General features: G+C 40.0%; 7 protein-coding genes. All 7 read left to right on the plus strand.

Annotation, left to right across the window (positions count from 1 at the left end; all coding sequences use genetic code 11):
* The first annotated feature begins 69 nt into the window (after positions 1 to 69).
* The 7 genes from JKG64_RS00145 to JKG64_RS00175 all read left to right on the plus strand — a co-directional run bounded on the left by JKG64_RS00145 (position 70) and on the right by JKG64_RS00175 (position 15,347).
* Positions 70 to 1,782 (plus strand): DUF885 family protein, encoded by a 1,713-nt coding sequence (locus JKG64_RS00145; RefSeq protein ID WP_210352330.1) that lies wholly within the window; start codon positions 70 to 72, stop codon positions 1,780 to 1,782.
* 17 nt (positions 1,783 to 1,799) lie between these two features.
* Positions 1,800 to 3,221 (plus strand): APC family permease, encoded by a 1,422-nt coding sequence (locus tag JKG64_RS00150; RefSeq protein ID WP_210352331.1) that lies wholly within the window; start codon positions 1,800 to 1,802, stop codon positions 3,219 to 3,221.
* A gap of 126 nt (positions 3,222 to 3,347) precedes the next feature.
* Positions 3,348 to 5,588 (plus strand): S9 family peptidase, encoded by a 2,241-nt coding sequence (locus JKG64_RS00155; protein WP_210352332.1) that lies wholly within the window; start codon positions 3,348 to 3,350, stop codon positions 5,586 to 5,588.
* 85 nt (positions 5,589 to 5,673) lie between these two features.
* Positions 5,674 to 7,200: a M61 family metallopeptidase gene (locus JKG64_RS00160; protein WP_210352333.1), complete on the plus strand. Its 1,527-nt coding sequence runs from the start codon at positions 5,674 to 5,676 to the stop codon at positions 7,198 to 7,200.
* A gap of 132 nt (positions 7,201 to 7,332) precedes the next feature.
* A complete protein-coding gene (locus JKG64_RS00165) occupies positions 7,333 to 10,386 on the plus strand; it encodes a beta-L-arabinofuranosidase domain-containing protein (RefSeq protein ID WP_246512443.1) in 3,054 nt (1,017 codons plus the stop codon).
* A gap of 320 nt (positions 10,387 to 10,706) precedes the next feature.
* Positions 10,707 to 13,868, plus strand: a complete 3,162-nt coding sequence (locus JKG64_RS00170; RefSeq protein ID WP_210352335.1) for a SusC/RagA family TonB-linked outer membrane protein — start codon at positions 10,707 to 10,709, stop codon at positions 13,866 to 13,868.
* A gap of 21 nt (positions 13,869 to 13,889) precedes the next feature.
* Positions 13,890 to 15,347 (plus strand): RagB/SusD family nutrient uptake outer membrane protein, encoded by a 1,458-nt coding sequence (locus tag JKG64_RS00175; RefSeq protein WP_210352336.1) that lies wholly within the window; start codon positions 13,890 to 13,892, stop codon positions 15,345 to 15,347.
* Positions 15,348 to 15,386: the final 39 nt, after the last annotated feature.

Raw genomic sequence — 15,386 nt, forward strand, 5'->3', positions numbered from 1 at the left:
ATGTAAACTTAAATTATGAGAAATAAAAGGCCAAAAGTAAAGCGATTTATTGGTACTAGCATGCTTTGCATGACTGCTATAATTACGAACGCACAAGACATGGATCTGTACGAACACACAACCCCTATAGAGCCTTATATCATTCAATATAGAAATGATCTACAGGCTGTAAATTATTTTTACGGACCGATGCCTAAAGGTTGGGGATTCCAACAGGCAGCTCCTTCTCCGGAGCAGATTGGTCGATTGATAGCTGTTGATAATGATTATCTGGCTAAATTGAAAAAAATTGATTACAAGCGCCTGAATACAAATGGACAGGTTGATTATATTCTTTTGAATCAAAAAATAAAGCGGCATCAGGATGAGTTGAATGAAAGCCTGCAGACTTACCATCGTCTCGAACAATATATTCCTTTTGCAACCAATATCCTTGAGTTTGAACAAAAGCGAAGACGCGGCACCTCTGTGGATGGGAAGCAGATTGCAACGGATTTAGAGAAGGTAAAGGAATCTGTTGAAAAGGAGATCCACAATCTACATAGTAGATCATCTATTAACGTAAATGATGTTGGCTATTTGACGGGGATAGTCGAGTCTTTGCAAAAACGTTTAGAAAGTTCATTCGATTTTTATAATGGTTATGATCCTTCGTTTACGTGGTGGGTGCCTCAATCATATGAGGCTCTGGATGAGAAATTGACGGCATATAAGGCTGCACTCCAAGCTAAAAGTGACTGGAAGATCTTTGAGGACGGGAGTTACATCGGTGGGCAGCCTATTGGTAGAGAAGCCCTTAACAAAAAACTGAAAGAAGAGATGATTGCTTATAATGCAGACGAGCTCTTGCGTATCGCGGATAAGGAATGGGCGTGGTGTGTAGCAGAATTACTTAAGGCATCTCGGGAGATGGGATTTGGCGATGATTGGAAAGCTGCTCAAGAGAAAGTGAAGAACACCTATGTGCCTGAAGGTAAGCAACCAGACCTTATTAATGAATTATACGACAGAGCTCAGAATTTTATCAAGAATCATGAATTGATGGATATTCCACCATTGGCGGATGAAACTTGGGGAATGATCATGATGACACCGGAAAGACAGTTGGTCAATCCTTTTTTTACAGGAGGACGAGAGATTAGTATATCGTATCCGACAAATACGATGACTTATGATCAAAAGATGATGAGTATGAGGGGGAATAATCCACATTTTTCGCTCGGTACTGTAGCGCATGAGTTGAATCCAGGGCATCATTTGCAGTACTTTATGAATAAAAGACATAAGCCTTATCGTGAACAAAATTTTAATACCCCATTCTGGACAGAAGGCTGGACCTTGTACTGGGAATTATTAATGTATAGAATGGGCTTTGCAAAGACACCAGAAGAACGTATAGGAATGTTGTTTTGGAGAATGCATCGTTGTGCGCGTATCACATTCAGTATTAAATTCCATTTAGGAGAATGGACTCCGCAGCAGTGTATCGATTACTTAGTCGATCAAGTCGGTCATGAACCAGCCAATGCACACGGAGAAGTCAAGCGATCATTTGAAGGCGCATATGACCCACTGTACCAATTAGCTTATATGATAGGAGGATTACAGTTGCTGAGTATCAGCGATGAATTGGTAGGAGTAAACAAAATGTCTTATAAGGAATTTCATGATCGTGTGATCAAGGAAAACTATATGCCCATGGAGATGTTAAGGGCCATTATGACGGATCAGCAGTTAAAAGCTGAACATCAGACTACATGGAAGTTCTATAATTTTGATTAACTGTTTATTCCTAAATTATGATACAAAAAAATGGAATCCAGGAATTTAAAAAATCATTGAGCTTGCTAGACGCGACGATGCTCGTGGCCGGAAGTATGATTGGCTCGGGAATATTTATAGTGTCATCTGACATAGCCCGAAATACAGGATCTGCTGGTTGGCTAATGGTAGTATGGTTGATCTGTGGGTTTATGACCATGGCTGCTGCATTGAGCTATGGCGAGTTGAGTGCTATGTTTCCTAAAGCTGGAGGACAGTATGTCTACCTTAAAGAGGCTTATGGTCCAGTAGTAAGTTTTACCTTTGGATGGACTTTTTTTGCGGTTATACAGACTGCAACAATAGCTGCTGTAGGGGTCGCCTTTTCCAAATTTACAGCTTATCTTTTTCCCTTGTTGGATGAAGATGTTTATCTGTTAACTTTGGGTAGTTATGAGATTTCTTCTGCTCAGGTACTGGCTATTGCTGTAATTCTAGTATTGACTTATATTAACACGAGGGGGGTTCAGAATGGTAAAACATTGCAAACTATTTTGACTTTGATCAAAATATTGAGTTTGATCTTATTGATCTTCTTCGGATTTGCAGCTTTTGATCTAGAGATCTGGAGTCAGAACTGGGCTGCTGACAAAATGTGGAATTTACATCGGTTGAATGGCGATGGATCTACGGTGGACTATACCTTGTTTAGCGCTCTGGGAGCAATGTCCGCTGCATTGGTCGGAGCATTGTTCAGCAGTGATTCTTGGCACTCTTCATCTGCGGTTGCAGGAGAAATCAAAAATCCACAACGAAATATAGGATTGAGTCTAGCATTAGGGACGATTTTGGTTACGGTGATTTATATCTTAACTAATCTAATGTATACTGGGGTCTTGACTATAGAGGAGATGGCTAGTGCGCCTAAGGATCGAGTTGCTATGGTTGTAGCTCAGGAGATTTTTGGTCCTTTTGGTATCACTATACTAGCTATTATGATTATGATAAGCACTTTTGGCTGTAACAATGGTTTGATTCTAGCGGGGGCACGTATTTATTATTCTATGGCCACAGATGGGTTGTTCTTTAAGAAAACTGGAACGCTGAATAGAAACGCTGTTCCGGGGTATGCTTTATGGCTGCAGGGGGCTGTTGCTTCGGCTTGGTGCCTGACCGGAAAGTATGGGGATCTGCTGGATATGATCACTTGTGTGGTTGTTATTTTTTATGTGCTTTGTATTATCGGTATTTTTCTCTTACGTAAGAAAAGACCTGATATACCAAGACCTTACAAAGCTTTTGGGTATCCACTAGTGCCTGCTTTGTACATTGTTATGGGATTGTCTTTTATCATTTTGTTGGTGATTTATAAGCCACAGTTTACCTGGCCAGGGATTATTATAACGCTTTTGGGGATTCCTCTATACTACTTTGTGAAGTACAGGCACAGTCGAGCGTAGGTAGTAAATTGGAGAGAGAAAATGTCACTGTGTAAGATTGTTATAGTCGGTTTGGATATGCGAGCTGACGTATAGAAGTTGAAAAAGCAAACCGAGCTTGCGAGCTTATTAAATAATTATATACTTATGAAAATTAAACTAATAGCTGTTTTGTTGTCTTTTTACCAATTGTCTGTGATGGGACAGGGAACGATTGACGATTACAAACGATCTAAAGATATTCGCAATATATTTGGAATGGTATATCAGGTACCTCAACAAATACAATGGTCGGAAGCTGGTGATAGCTTTGCCTATACGTTGCACAAGAAGGATGGCAAGCGCCTTCTCTATCTCATCGATGCACTGTCTAAGCATAAGACGGAAACCAATATTGAAAATATTGAACGGCAATTGTCGGAAGTGCTAGAGATAGAAATAAAGCTGAAGAGTTTCTCCGGGAGAGGTTTAAAGGTCGTAAATGCCCATGAAATCGAATTTTTAGAGCAAGGGTATAGTTGGAGATGGAACGTAAAGGAACAAAAGCTGACGAAATTGAAAGCTGTCAACAGCGATTCGGAGCGTAGAGGAGGAGGGTATTGGGGAGCTCGATGGGATGATAGCAAAGGTGATCCTGTTGATTCTCCGGACAAAATGTATACTGCATATATTAAAAATCACAATGTGTATGTGACTAAAAAGGGTGATACAAAGAGTGAGCGACAGTTAACTTTCGATGGAAACCCCGGTGAATATTATGTAGCCCGTATTCAGTGGTCTAGTGATTCTAAAAAGTTAGCCCTATCGAAAGTACGCAAAGCTGAGGTCAGGCAGTTGACTTTGTTGGAATCTTCGCCATTAGATCAACTACAGCCGAAACTGCAGACTAGAGATTATCCAAAGCCTGGGGATGCATTATCTCAGTATTATCCTGTGGTGATTTTGCTGGAAGAAGGAAAGGTATTTCAGGTAGATCCGTCTGAAGTCTATAATCAGTTTTCGTTGTCTAACATAGAATGGCGTACCGATAATAGTGGAATCACGTTTGAATATAACCAACGAGGTCATCAGCGTTATTCAATCATGGAATTAAGTGCTATCGATGGAAAAACGAAAACCATTATAGCAGAGGTAAGTCCAACATTTATAGATTATAGTGGTAAAAAGTATAGAAATGACCTGAAGAATACCTCAGAAATAATATGGGCATCGGAGCGGGACGGATGGAATCATCTCTATCGTTTTGACAGCAAAACTGGTCTGTTGAAGAATCAGATTACAAAGGGTGAATGGGTGGTACGGAAGGTGGTACATGTGGATGAAAAGAGTAAAAAGATTTATTTTGAGGCCAGCGGAGTGAAAAAAGGAGTAGATCCGTATCTGATCGGATATTATTCTGTTGGGTTTAATGGAAAGAATTTGAAGGAATTGACAGGAGAGGCCGCTAATCATCAAGCTACTTTTAATGGTGATTATAGTTTGTTTGTAGATGTTTTTTCTCTGGCGGACCAAGCACCCAAATCAGTGCTGCGTAATACTGTTGATGGAAGTGTTGTAATGGTACTGGAGAATGCTGATATTTCCGATTTGGAAGCGACAGGTTGGAAAGCTCCGGAGGTATTTACATCGATAGCGAGGGATGGTAAGACTGATATATGGGGACTCATTGTACGACCAAGAAATTTCGATCCGCAAAAGAAGTACCCTGTTATTGAATATATCTATGCAGGACCGCATAGTTCTTTTGTTCCTAAAAGTTTTTCTGCAAATCCATCCGGAATGTATGAGCTAGCCGAATTGGGCTTTATTGTGGTACAGATTGACGGTATGGGAACGTCTAATCGATCTAAAGCATTTCAGGATGTCGCTTGGAAAAATCTGAAAGATGCTGGATTTCCAGATCGAATCTTATGGATGAAAGCGGCTGCGCAAAAGTATCCTTATATGGATATTGAACGAGTGGGGATCTATGGTACTTCTGCTGGGGGACAATCGTCGACGGGGGCGGTTTTGTTTCATCCAGAATTTTATAAAGTTGCAGTTTCTTCTTGCGGCTGCCACGACAATCGTATGGATAAGATATGGTGGAATGAACAATGGATGGGCTGGCCCATAGGGCCTGAATATGCGGCGTGTTCGAATACGGAGAATGCGTATCGTCTAGAAGGAAAATTGATGCTTATCGTGGGTGAACTTGACGATAATGTTGATCCTGCTTCAACTTATCAGTTGGTCAATCAATTGATGAAACATGGGAAGGATCATGAGTTCATTATGGTCCCAGGTATGGGGCATGCTTCAGGAGGAGATTTTGGAGAAAGGAAACGGCGTGATTTTTTTGTTAAGCATCTATTGGGGGTAACTCCTCCGGCATGGGACGCATATTGATGGTCTGATATGCTCCTGCTTAGTTAGGACACACACATGAGTCTGCCGATTGGAACAGACTCGTTAAAAAGCAAGTAATACACCTATGAAAATTCAATTTTTTCTTGTTCCTTTTCTTCTGTTGTGCAATAGCCTAAAGGCCGCTGTAGATACGGTGTCCTTTTATGTGGGGCTAGAGAAGGCAGCTGCACATGTTTTTGAAATTAAGATGACAGTGCCGATGGAAACCCCTAATGCGATACTAGATTTAGGTATTCCTGCATGGACGCCTGGTTATTACCAAGTATTAGATTTTGGAAAACAGGTGAGCGATTTTCGAGCGACCGATGATAAAGGGCGTGCACTGCAATGGCAGAAGACGACACAGAATAGTTGGCGTGTAGCGGTAGATAGTGCTGCTACAGTGCATGTGTATTATAAGATCAAAGCAGATAAATCATTTGTTGCAAATCCATATATGGATACAAGCAGAGCCTTTATCCGGCCTACAGGGGTTTTTATGTATTTGATAGGGAAATTAGAAAATCCAGTAATTGTGTCAATAGCTGAAAATAAATTTTGGCCTCATATAGCCACAGGATTACCCCGCTTGTCTGAAAATTCGTTGTTAGCTGATAATTTTGATGTTTTATACGATTCTCCGATGTTGTTAGGAACGCTTAAAGAGCTGCCAAGTTTTAGGGTTGGTGGAAAAGAGCATCGTTTTTTAGGTTATGGGATGAAGGATTTTGATGGTGCTGCATTAATGCGGGATTTGAAAAGTATTGTGCAGATAGTTACGGCTATTTTTGACGATATTCCTTATGAAGATTATACCTTTATAGGGCTTGGTGAAGGTAATGGTGGTATAGAGCAACTTAATTCGACAGCTATAGCTTTTACAGGAGAAGGGATGGACGAACGGTCGTCTCGCTTGCGCACACTAAGTTTTATTGCACATGAGTATTTTCATCATTATAATGTGAAGCGGATCCGGCCGCTTGAACTTGGCCCCTTTGATTATAGTGGAGTCAATCGTACGGATGGACTTTGGCTGAGTGAGGGACTAACGGTTTATTATGAAGGAATACTATTGAGTCGGTCTGGTCTGATTACAAGCGAGGAGTTCTGGTACAAATGGGAGCAAATAATTGCTAATTACGAAATGAATCCGGGAAGAAAAAAGCAAAGCTTAGCAGAATCTAGTCTATGTACTTGGGAGGATGGCCCATTTGGAAGGAGGGGGGAAACTATTTCTTATTATGAGAAAGGCCCTATTATAGGTATGCTGTTGGATATGACCATTAGATCTGCTACTTCGAATATGAAGTCATTGGATGATGTAATGTGTGCTCTGTATAAGGTGTATTATAAGGAAAAGCAACGTGGAGTGACTAGCAAAGAGGTCCAATTACTGTGTGAAGAGATTGCGGGAGTAAAACTAGACGAAATATTTTCTTACCTATATAATACCAATGATATCGATTATCCAAAATATTTTTCGAAAATAGGTGTCTGTTTTGAACGATCGGTAGGTAGCGATGGATCTATAAAAGTAAATCTTCGACCTATTGAAGATAATACTGTTGTACAGCAAAAAATTTGGAAAAGCCTTAGTGGTAGAACAATGTAAATTGATTCGGGGTATGATAAGGAGAGCTTTTGTTAATATACAGGGGGTTTTAGCTAAAATTGACCTATTAAGGGAGCTATATTCTTCCTAATTTTATGCTGATTGTAACGAATAATTATATACTATATGAAGATGTACAGGATACTTATACGTGTTTTTTTATCTGTGATGTGTATTGCAGAAGTTTTTACTATTGCTCATGCGCAAAGCGGAGATCAGATACTAGATGGCATTGGTGAAACAGGCTTAATAGCACGATATGTGTTTAATGGTGATTTAAAAGATTGGTCTAGAAATAATCTTCATGCGTCTCATGGTGCTGAAGCTAAATTCGTTGAGGATGCTAGATTTGGAAAGGTGTTATCTCTTTCGGGAAGTACGAATGATTTTGTAGTGATCCCAGAAGAGGCATTGACGGATATGGAGTCTCTTAGTATATCTGGATGGGTTTATTTGCGCTCAAATAACCAAGGACAGCGCTTGTTTGATTTTGGAAAGAATGTGAATAGCCACTTTTTTGCAGCTCCTGTTGGTACGGCGAAGCAAAAAGGCTATCAAGCAATGATAACTGGCGGAACAAAGGGGGTAATTGGGGCGGTATCTCCTGCGGTGGAATTAAATAAATGGGTGCACTTAGCTATTGTAATTGATATACCCGAAAAATCAATCACGACCTATGTAGACAACAAGCGGGTGGGCCAAGGTCGAGACATTCCAAAAGAACTCGTCGAGGTATTCGGTCGTGAAGGCAATAATAGAAACAAACTCTATGTGGGAAAGTCTCTGCTTGTAAATGATCCAAATTTGGACGCACTGGTAAGAGATTTTCGTATATATCGTATTCCGTTAACACCGAATCAGGTCAGTGGGGTCTTTAATAATCCGCAAGGAGGAAATCAGCGTACTGTAAATGTCCGACCTTCTGAAGGCGAACTGCCTAGTTTTCCAATGACTCAAGCGCAGTTGTATAACGCATTCTTGTTAAAAGTCTCTGATGTAGAAGTGTCAACAAGTATTGGTGAATTACCACGACTGCCAAGTTTTGTAGAAGGGACGTATAAAGATGGGTTAAAAGGTCCAAAAGTACGCGTTTTATGGCCTGCCCCCGATGACAATAGTACGGTATTATCAGCTGGCCGTTATGAAGTCTTAGGTATTGTGCCTGGCACAGCTCTACGAGCTAAGGCTATAGTCACTATAAAAGGAGGTGGCAAAAGCAATGCTCCTAATGCTTTACTTGAAGCATTTGATCTGAATAAAGTATCGCTAGATGCAGACCTGCTTAATGAAGAAACCAAATTTATAGAGAATCGGGATAAATTTATCCAGACATTGGCAACAACGGATCCTAACTCCTTTTTGTATATGTTTCGGGATGCTTTTGGGCAATCACAGCCGGACGGAACAAAGCCTTTGGGCGTATGGGATAGTCAAGATACAAAATTGAGAGGGCATGCTACAGGCCATTATCTGACAGCTATAGCTCAGGCATATGCCAGTACGGGCTATGATAAGGCGCTTCAGGACAATTTTGGTCAAAAAATGGACTATATGGTCAGTACCTTATATAGCTTGTCCCAATTATCCGGTAAACCTAAATCGGATGGGGAGCCTTATGTGGCCGATCCGACAGCGGTTCCTTATGGACCGGGAAAGACGGAGTATGACTCTGATTTAAGTGCTGAAGGAATCCGTACAGATTATTGGAATTGGGGTGTCGGTTATATTAGTGCGTATCCTCCGGATCAGTTTATTATGCTTGAACATGGAGCTAAGTACGGTGGACAGAAGAACCAGGTCTGGGCACCTTATTATACCTTGCATAAAATATTAGCTGGATTGATTGATATTTATGAAGTAAGCGGTAATCAAAAGGCACTTGATGTCGCTGTAGGAATGGGTGATTGGGTGTACAATCGCTTAAACCAATTACCAAAAGAAACCCTAATCAAGGTTTGGAATACGTATATAGCGGGCGAGTTCGGGGGAATGAATGAAACTATGGCTCATCTTTATCGAATCACCAATAAAGAACATTATTTGAAAACGGCTCAACTATTTGACAACATTGATATGTTTTTTGGTAACGCTGAACATGCACATGGATTGGCAAAAAATGTAGATACTTTTCGTGGATTGCATGCGAATCAACACATTCCACAAATAGTTGGAAGCATTGAAATGTACAATGTGTCACAATTGCCAGAATACTATAAGGTTGCAGATAATTTTTGGTATAAAGCGGTTAACGATTATATGTATAGTATTGGCGGTGTAGCGGGAGCGCGCAATCCAGCGAATGCAGAGGTGTTTACGGCACAGCCAGCCAGTTTATATCAAAATGGTTTTGCAGCAGGAGGACAAAATGAAACTTGTGCAACCTATAACATGTTAAAGCTGACAAGCAATCTGTTCCTTTTTGACCAGAGGGGAGAGTATATGGATTACTACGAACGTGGATTGTATAATCATATTTTGGCTTCTGTTGCGGAGAATACTCCTGCTAATACCTATCATGTGCCACTAGGCCCCGGTGCAATGAAGCAATTTGGTAATCCGAATATGACTGGGTTTACGTGTTGTAATGGTACAGCTATCGAGAGCAGTACTAAACTGCAGAATTCAATATATTTTAAGAGTAAAGATAATAAGGCTCTCTATGTGAATTTATATATTCCTTCAACGCTGGAGTGGGGAGAACGCAATGTCGTAGTAGAGCAGCGTACCAGTTTTCCAAAACAGGATCAGACACAATTGACTATTAAAGGTGAAGGTCAGTTTGATGTCCATGTTCGTGTACCCAGTTGGGCAACTAAAGGTTTTTTTGTAAAAATAAATGGTAAGGATCAAAAAGTACAAGCCAAACCGGGAAGCTATTTGAAATTGAGCCGAAATTGGAAAAGTGGTGATACCATTGATCTCAAAATGCCGTTCCAGTTTCATCTGGATCCGGTTATGGATCAACAGAATATAGCGAGCCTTTTTTACGGACCTATTTTATTGGCAGCGCAAGAACCGGAAGCGCGAAAAGAATGGCGTAAGGTGACTCTCGATGCAAAGAATATAGGTAACTCCATACAAGGGGATCCGGAACAACTTAAGTTTACGATCGATGGAGTAGATTTTAAGCCATTCTATGATACTTATGGCCGTCATTCGGTTTATTTAGATGTGACATTAAAGTAATTAGCTTGATTTGGAATGCTATTGATAGGCGCTTTACTGAGGTAAGGCGCCTATCTTTTTGTTTAGGAAGATTCTTGTGTATTTGATTCTAATAGAATTATGTTCGTCGGGTAAAAACAGCTATAGATAGGTATGCGAAACTGCAGTTTTGTAAATCAGGTATATTGTTATAATATGGTTGGTATTAGTTAATATTGGTGTTAAGGACTTGTTACTTTTCTGTTAATTTAGAGTTCTATTTTCATTTATATATAGAGCTAATTGTAACTAATTGATAAGTCATGATAAAGTGGAGACAATTTTTAATTATAAATTTTCTTATGGTAGTCAGTACAATACTGTACGGACAAAATAGGGAATTGAGGGGGACAGTCCGTTCAGATGATGGTAAGCTGATTTCGGGTGCAACTATTCGCTTAAAAGGTACTAACATGTCTTCGGCAACAAACGAAGAGGGGAGGTTTGAGTTGACTGTTCCATTAAATAATGCTGTTTTGGTTGTGTCAGCTGTTGGTTTTACGACGGCCGAAGAGGCGGTGTCGGATAAATCTACAGTCATCATTGTCCTAAATAGAACCGAGAAGGTAATTGATGAGGTATATATTCAAACGGCCTACGGGGTGACACGAAAAACAGCTTTTACAGGATCTGCGACAGTAATCGATTCCAAGGCGTTGGAAAATGTAAACACCTCTAATGTCGCCCAGGGGTTACAGGGACTTTCTGCTGGTGTACAAGTTGTAAACAGTTCTGGTAGGCCGGGAGCTGCACCTAATATTACTATACGGGGAATAGGCTCATTAGGCGCTGAAACAAGTCCTTTGTATATTGTGGATGGAGTGCCTTCTGATGTAGATCTGAACTCTTTTTCACCTTCGGATATTGAATCGGTAACTGTAATGAAAGACGCTGCCGCAACTTCCCTCTATGGTTCGAGAGCAGCCAATGGGGTAATAATGATTACCACAAAAAGAGGTAGTCGAGGCCAGACTCGTGTCAATGCGAGAGGCGGTTGGACTATCAATGATTTTGCAGTTAAATTTCCACAGAAAGTGAATCCTACGAAGCAGTGGGAGTTAGCTTGGGAAGGATTGTATAATGATGCTGTTGATTTCCAGAATAAAAGTGATCAAGAAGCCCGCGAATATGCGAGCAACAGGGTGCCTTCGGTATTTTGGAATACGACCCCACTGGAACTCCCTGATGGTACAACGAGAAATTTTAGATCGGGCTGGAATATGGATTATCCGATAGGACTGGATGGCAAGCTTAAGCCTGAGGCGAAACGACTTTGGGATTTTGATCTTTTTGATGAAGCCTTTGATTATAGATTAAAGCAAGATTATGGAGTTGATTTAAGTGGCGCAATGGGAGATAATAATCAGATTTATACATCATTCTCTTATTTGAATGATAAAGGGATACATCAGGCCGATAATTTTAAGCGATTCAACGGAAGAATAGCATTGACTTCAAAAGTAAATAACTGGCTGACGATGGATAACTCTATGATGTATATGAACACGATCGATAAAAATGGAGGTTTTGATGCACGCGTATTTCGTACCATGCCAAGTGAATACTCTGCCTACCTATGGGATTATGCTGCTGGAGGTTATTCGACAAGCTCTTTTACTGGAAAACCTCATCTTGATGAAGGAATTACGAACGGAAGGGCTTGGTGGCCGAGATGGAGTACACTAGGCGCATTGACTGAAGCTAAAAATGATCAGCGGGATAATTTACAAACGGTTTCATCTGTCAATATTAGATTTTTTGAAGGTTTGTCTCTTAAGACAACTTATTCTTTTCAGTTGATCAATAATAGTTACAGCATGTGGAAGAGTCCTGAAAGAGAGAATCAATTACTGCCATCTGAGGGGTATGTACAGCGGAATGCATATCGGACGTATTCGCACACGGTTAATAATGTGTTGACTTTTGACAAGGTATTTAGTGGTGGACATCACATGAATGTATTGGCGGGTCAAGAAGTCTATTCGTACACAACTTCTGGTGCAGGTGCGACTAGACATGGTTTGGCTGTTCCTTATTTTCAAGAAATAACATTGGCTGCCAATGATCCAACTGCTACATCAAATTTTAGTAAATATGGTTTAGCTAGTTTTTTTGGAAAAGCAGAGTATGATTATGATGATCGCTATTTTGTTTCGGGAAGTGTTCGTGCAGACGGTTCTTCTCGATGGTCTCCTGATTATCGCTGGGGGAAATTTTTCTCTCTTGGAGGAGCATGGCTGGTATCCAAAGAATCATTTATGGAAAATACACAAGACTGGTTACAGAATTTGAAGTTGAAAGCAAGCTATGGTGAAGTCGGGAATGATCGTATAAATAGTTACTACGGTTATCAGGCATTGTATAGTCCTTATGGTTATGCGGGGACTGCTGGTGTGGTATTAAGTAAACTTAAAAATGAGAAAATCAAATGGGAGGCTAATGTACAGTCTAATTTTGGAGTTGATTTTACCTTGTTTAATAAGCTTTCCGGTAGTGTAGAATACTTTTCTAGAAAATCTAAGGACTTACTTTTAGGTAGACCTTTGGCGCCAAGTTTAGGAATGGAAAATATAATAGAAAATATAGGAGATATACGAAATAGAGGTTGGGAATTTGACTTAAACTACCAAGCAGTGAAAAATGCTAATTTTAGCTGGAGAGTTTCCTTAAACGCAACAACTTATAAAAATCAAATTACCAGCCTGCCGAGTAAAGAGGAACAGTTTAATCTAGGCATAGGCATATTTAAATGGCGTGAGGGGGGATCTCGGTATGATCTCTTTGCACCTTCATTTGCAGGGGTTAATCCAGATAATGGTCACAATCAATGGTGGAAGTATGAATTTGATGGAAAGGGAAATATTATAGGACAGGAAAAGACGGAAACCTACGATGAAGTGAATGTTGATAAGCAGCGCATTCACCAGGGGTCAGTATTACCGAAAGTGTTCGGTGCTTTGGAAAACCAATTTAGATATAAAGGGCTGGATTTGTCTTTCATGTTATACTATAGCTTTGGAGGTAAAATGTATGATTACAACTTTTCCGAGAGTAATGTGTTACGCGAAAATTTTGCAGTATACGATAACTTGGATAGACGCTGGCAAAATCCAGGTGATCAGACAGATGTAGCAAAGATATATACTTATGAAACATTTAATGCATTTTCAAATGCTAGATATAGTGATCAATATGTTTTCAAGAATGATTTTGTCCGATTGAGAAATGTTATGCTAGGGTATACTGTTCCATCTTCATTAAGTGATAGGTTGCATATCTCTTCTTTACGGATGTTTTTTAGAGGAGACAACTTATTGACATTTGGAAGTGCTAAAAAGAGAGGTACTGATCCGGAAAATTTTGGCTATGACAGTAATTTGGGAACCTTGATGGGCGTAGTTGATGCTTCTTCGGGCGTACCTGCTTTGCGTAGTTACACTATAGGATTGAACGTGTCTTTCTAAATCAAGTAAAAAACATAGAATATGAAAAATATTAGAGAAATAACAACACGCTTATTACTGGCCATTTTTGTTTTATCTAGTGTGAGTTGTGATAAATTTTTGACGGAGAATCCAACTTCTGATCTGACCGATCGCGAAGTGCTGGAAAGTGTAACAGGATTAGGGATTCTCTTAAAGGGTACTTATCGTATGATGAGGGATGGGAATAATAACCCTCCTATATCAAGTCCCTCAGGAATAAAAATCTTATCAACTGTAACGGGGACCGATATGATGGTGAATCAAGAGCAAGTGGGAAATAATTGGAACTTTTATACTTATAATAATCAACGCTATGACCCAGCAGGTGCTGTGACGTCAGTAATATGGGGAACAGCTTATAAAGTGATTCTAAATACCAACATTATTATCGGGAATATAGATCAGGCTGCAGGAGTACAGTCGGAGAAAGATGCTATTAAGGGACAAGCCTTGGCTCTACGTGCGCGCAATTATTTTAACTTGGTTCGTCTTTATCAGCACACTTACAGTGTTGCAAAAGGTAAGCTTGGGGTTCCTCTGCAGTTAAAAGAAGATTTAGAACCTAAAGAAAGGGCTACAGTCGAGGAAGTTTATAAGCGTATTTTACAGGATCTGGGCGATGCAGAGCATCTTCTTAAAAACTATGATAGATCCAATAATCGAAATTATTATAATATAGATGTTGTCAATTTTTTGTTAGCGCAGGTCTATTTGACAATGGAAAATTGGGAACAAGCAGAAAAATATGCTAGAGAGATAAGAACAACATATAGCCTCATGTCGATGACCGAGTATGGAGCTGGTTTTTCCTCCTTGAATAAAGAATGGGTATTGGGGTATGAGCAAGGGGCACAAGACTATTGGTGGTACGATTCGCCTGCTTGTTGGTTTGACTTTGGTCAGAATAATGCACCTTGGCAGAGTGAGCAGATATTACCTTCAAATTATTTTGTTGAAGTTGTGATGAAAGATGATCCAAGACTGTTGGTTATTCCAAATCCGTTATATCCAACTAAGTATGCCGCTACAAAATTCCGTGAACTTAAGAGTCAGCCGCCTTATGGACATCTGTATGATTTGCGTGCAGCGGAAATGTATCTTGTCGAAGCTGAAGCTGCAGCAAGACAAGGGAAAGTGACAGAGGCTCTTCAGGTCCTTAATCTTGTGCAAAGTGAAAGAGATGCATCCATCACTACCACTACAGCTCAGGAAATGCTCATTGAGGCAATTTTGCTCGAGAGACGTAAGGAAATGTGGGGAGAGGGGATAGAATGGTTTGATATGTTAAGACTTAAAACCGGGGTCGAAAAGACACTAGCACAAGGCCACTATCAAGAACTGAGTATACCAGCTTTGTCTAATAAATTAATTATGATGATTCCAGAGAAGGAGGTTGTAAATAACAGATTGTTGGTTCAGAATCCTCATCCTGGTCAAGAGCCTGTTTTTAAACCTTAAGGTATAAAGAACGGATAATATGGGTTTATAATAGGTGAT

Origin of the sequence: Sphingobacterium tabacisoli, assembly GCF_017908035.1 — a bacterium.
Taxonomy (GTDB): Bacteria; Bacteroidota; Bacteroidia; order Sphingobacteriales; family Sphingobacteriaceae; genus Sphingobacterium; species Sphingobacterium tabacisoli.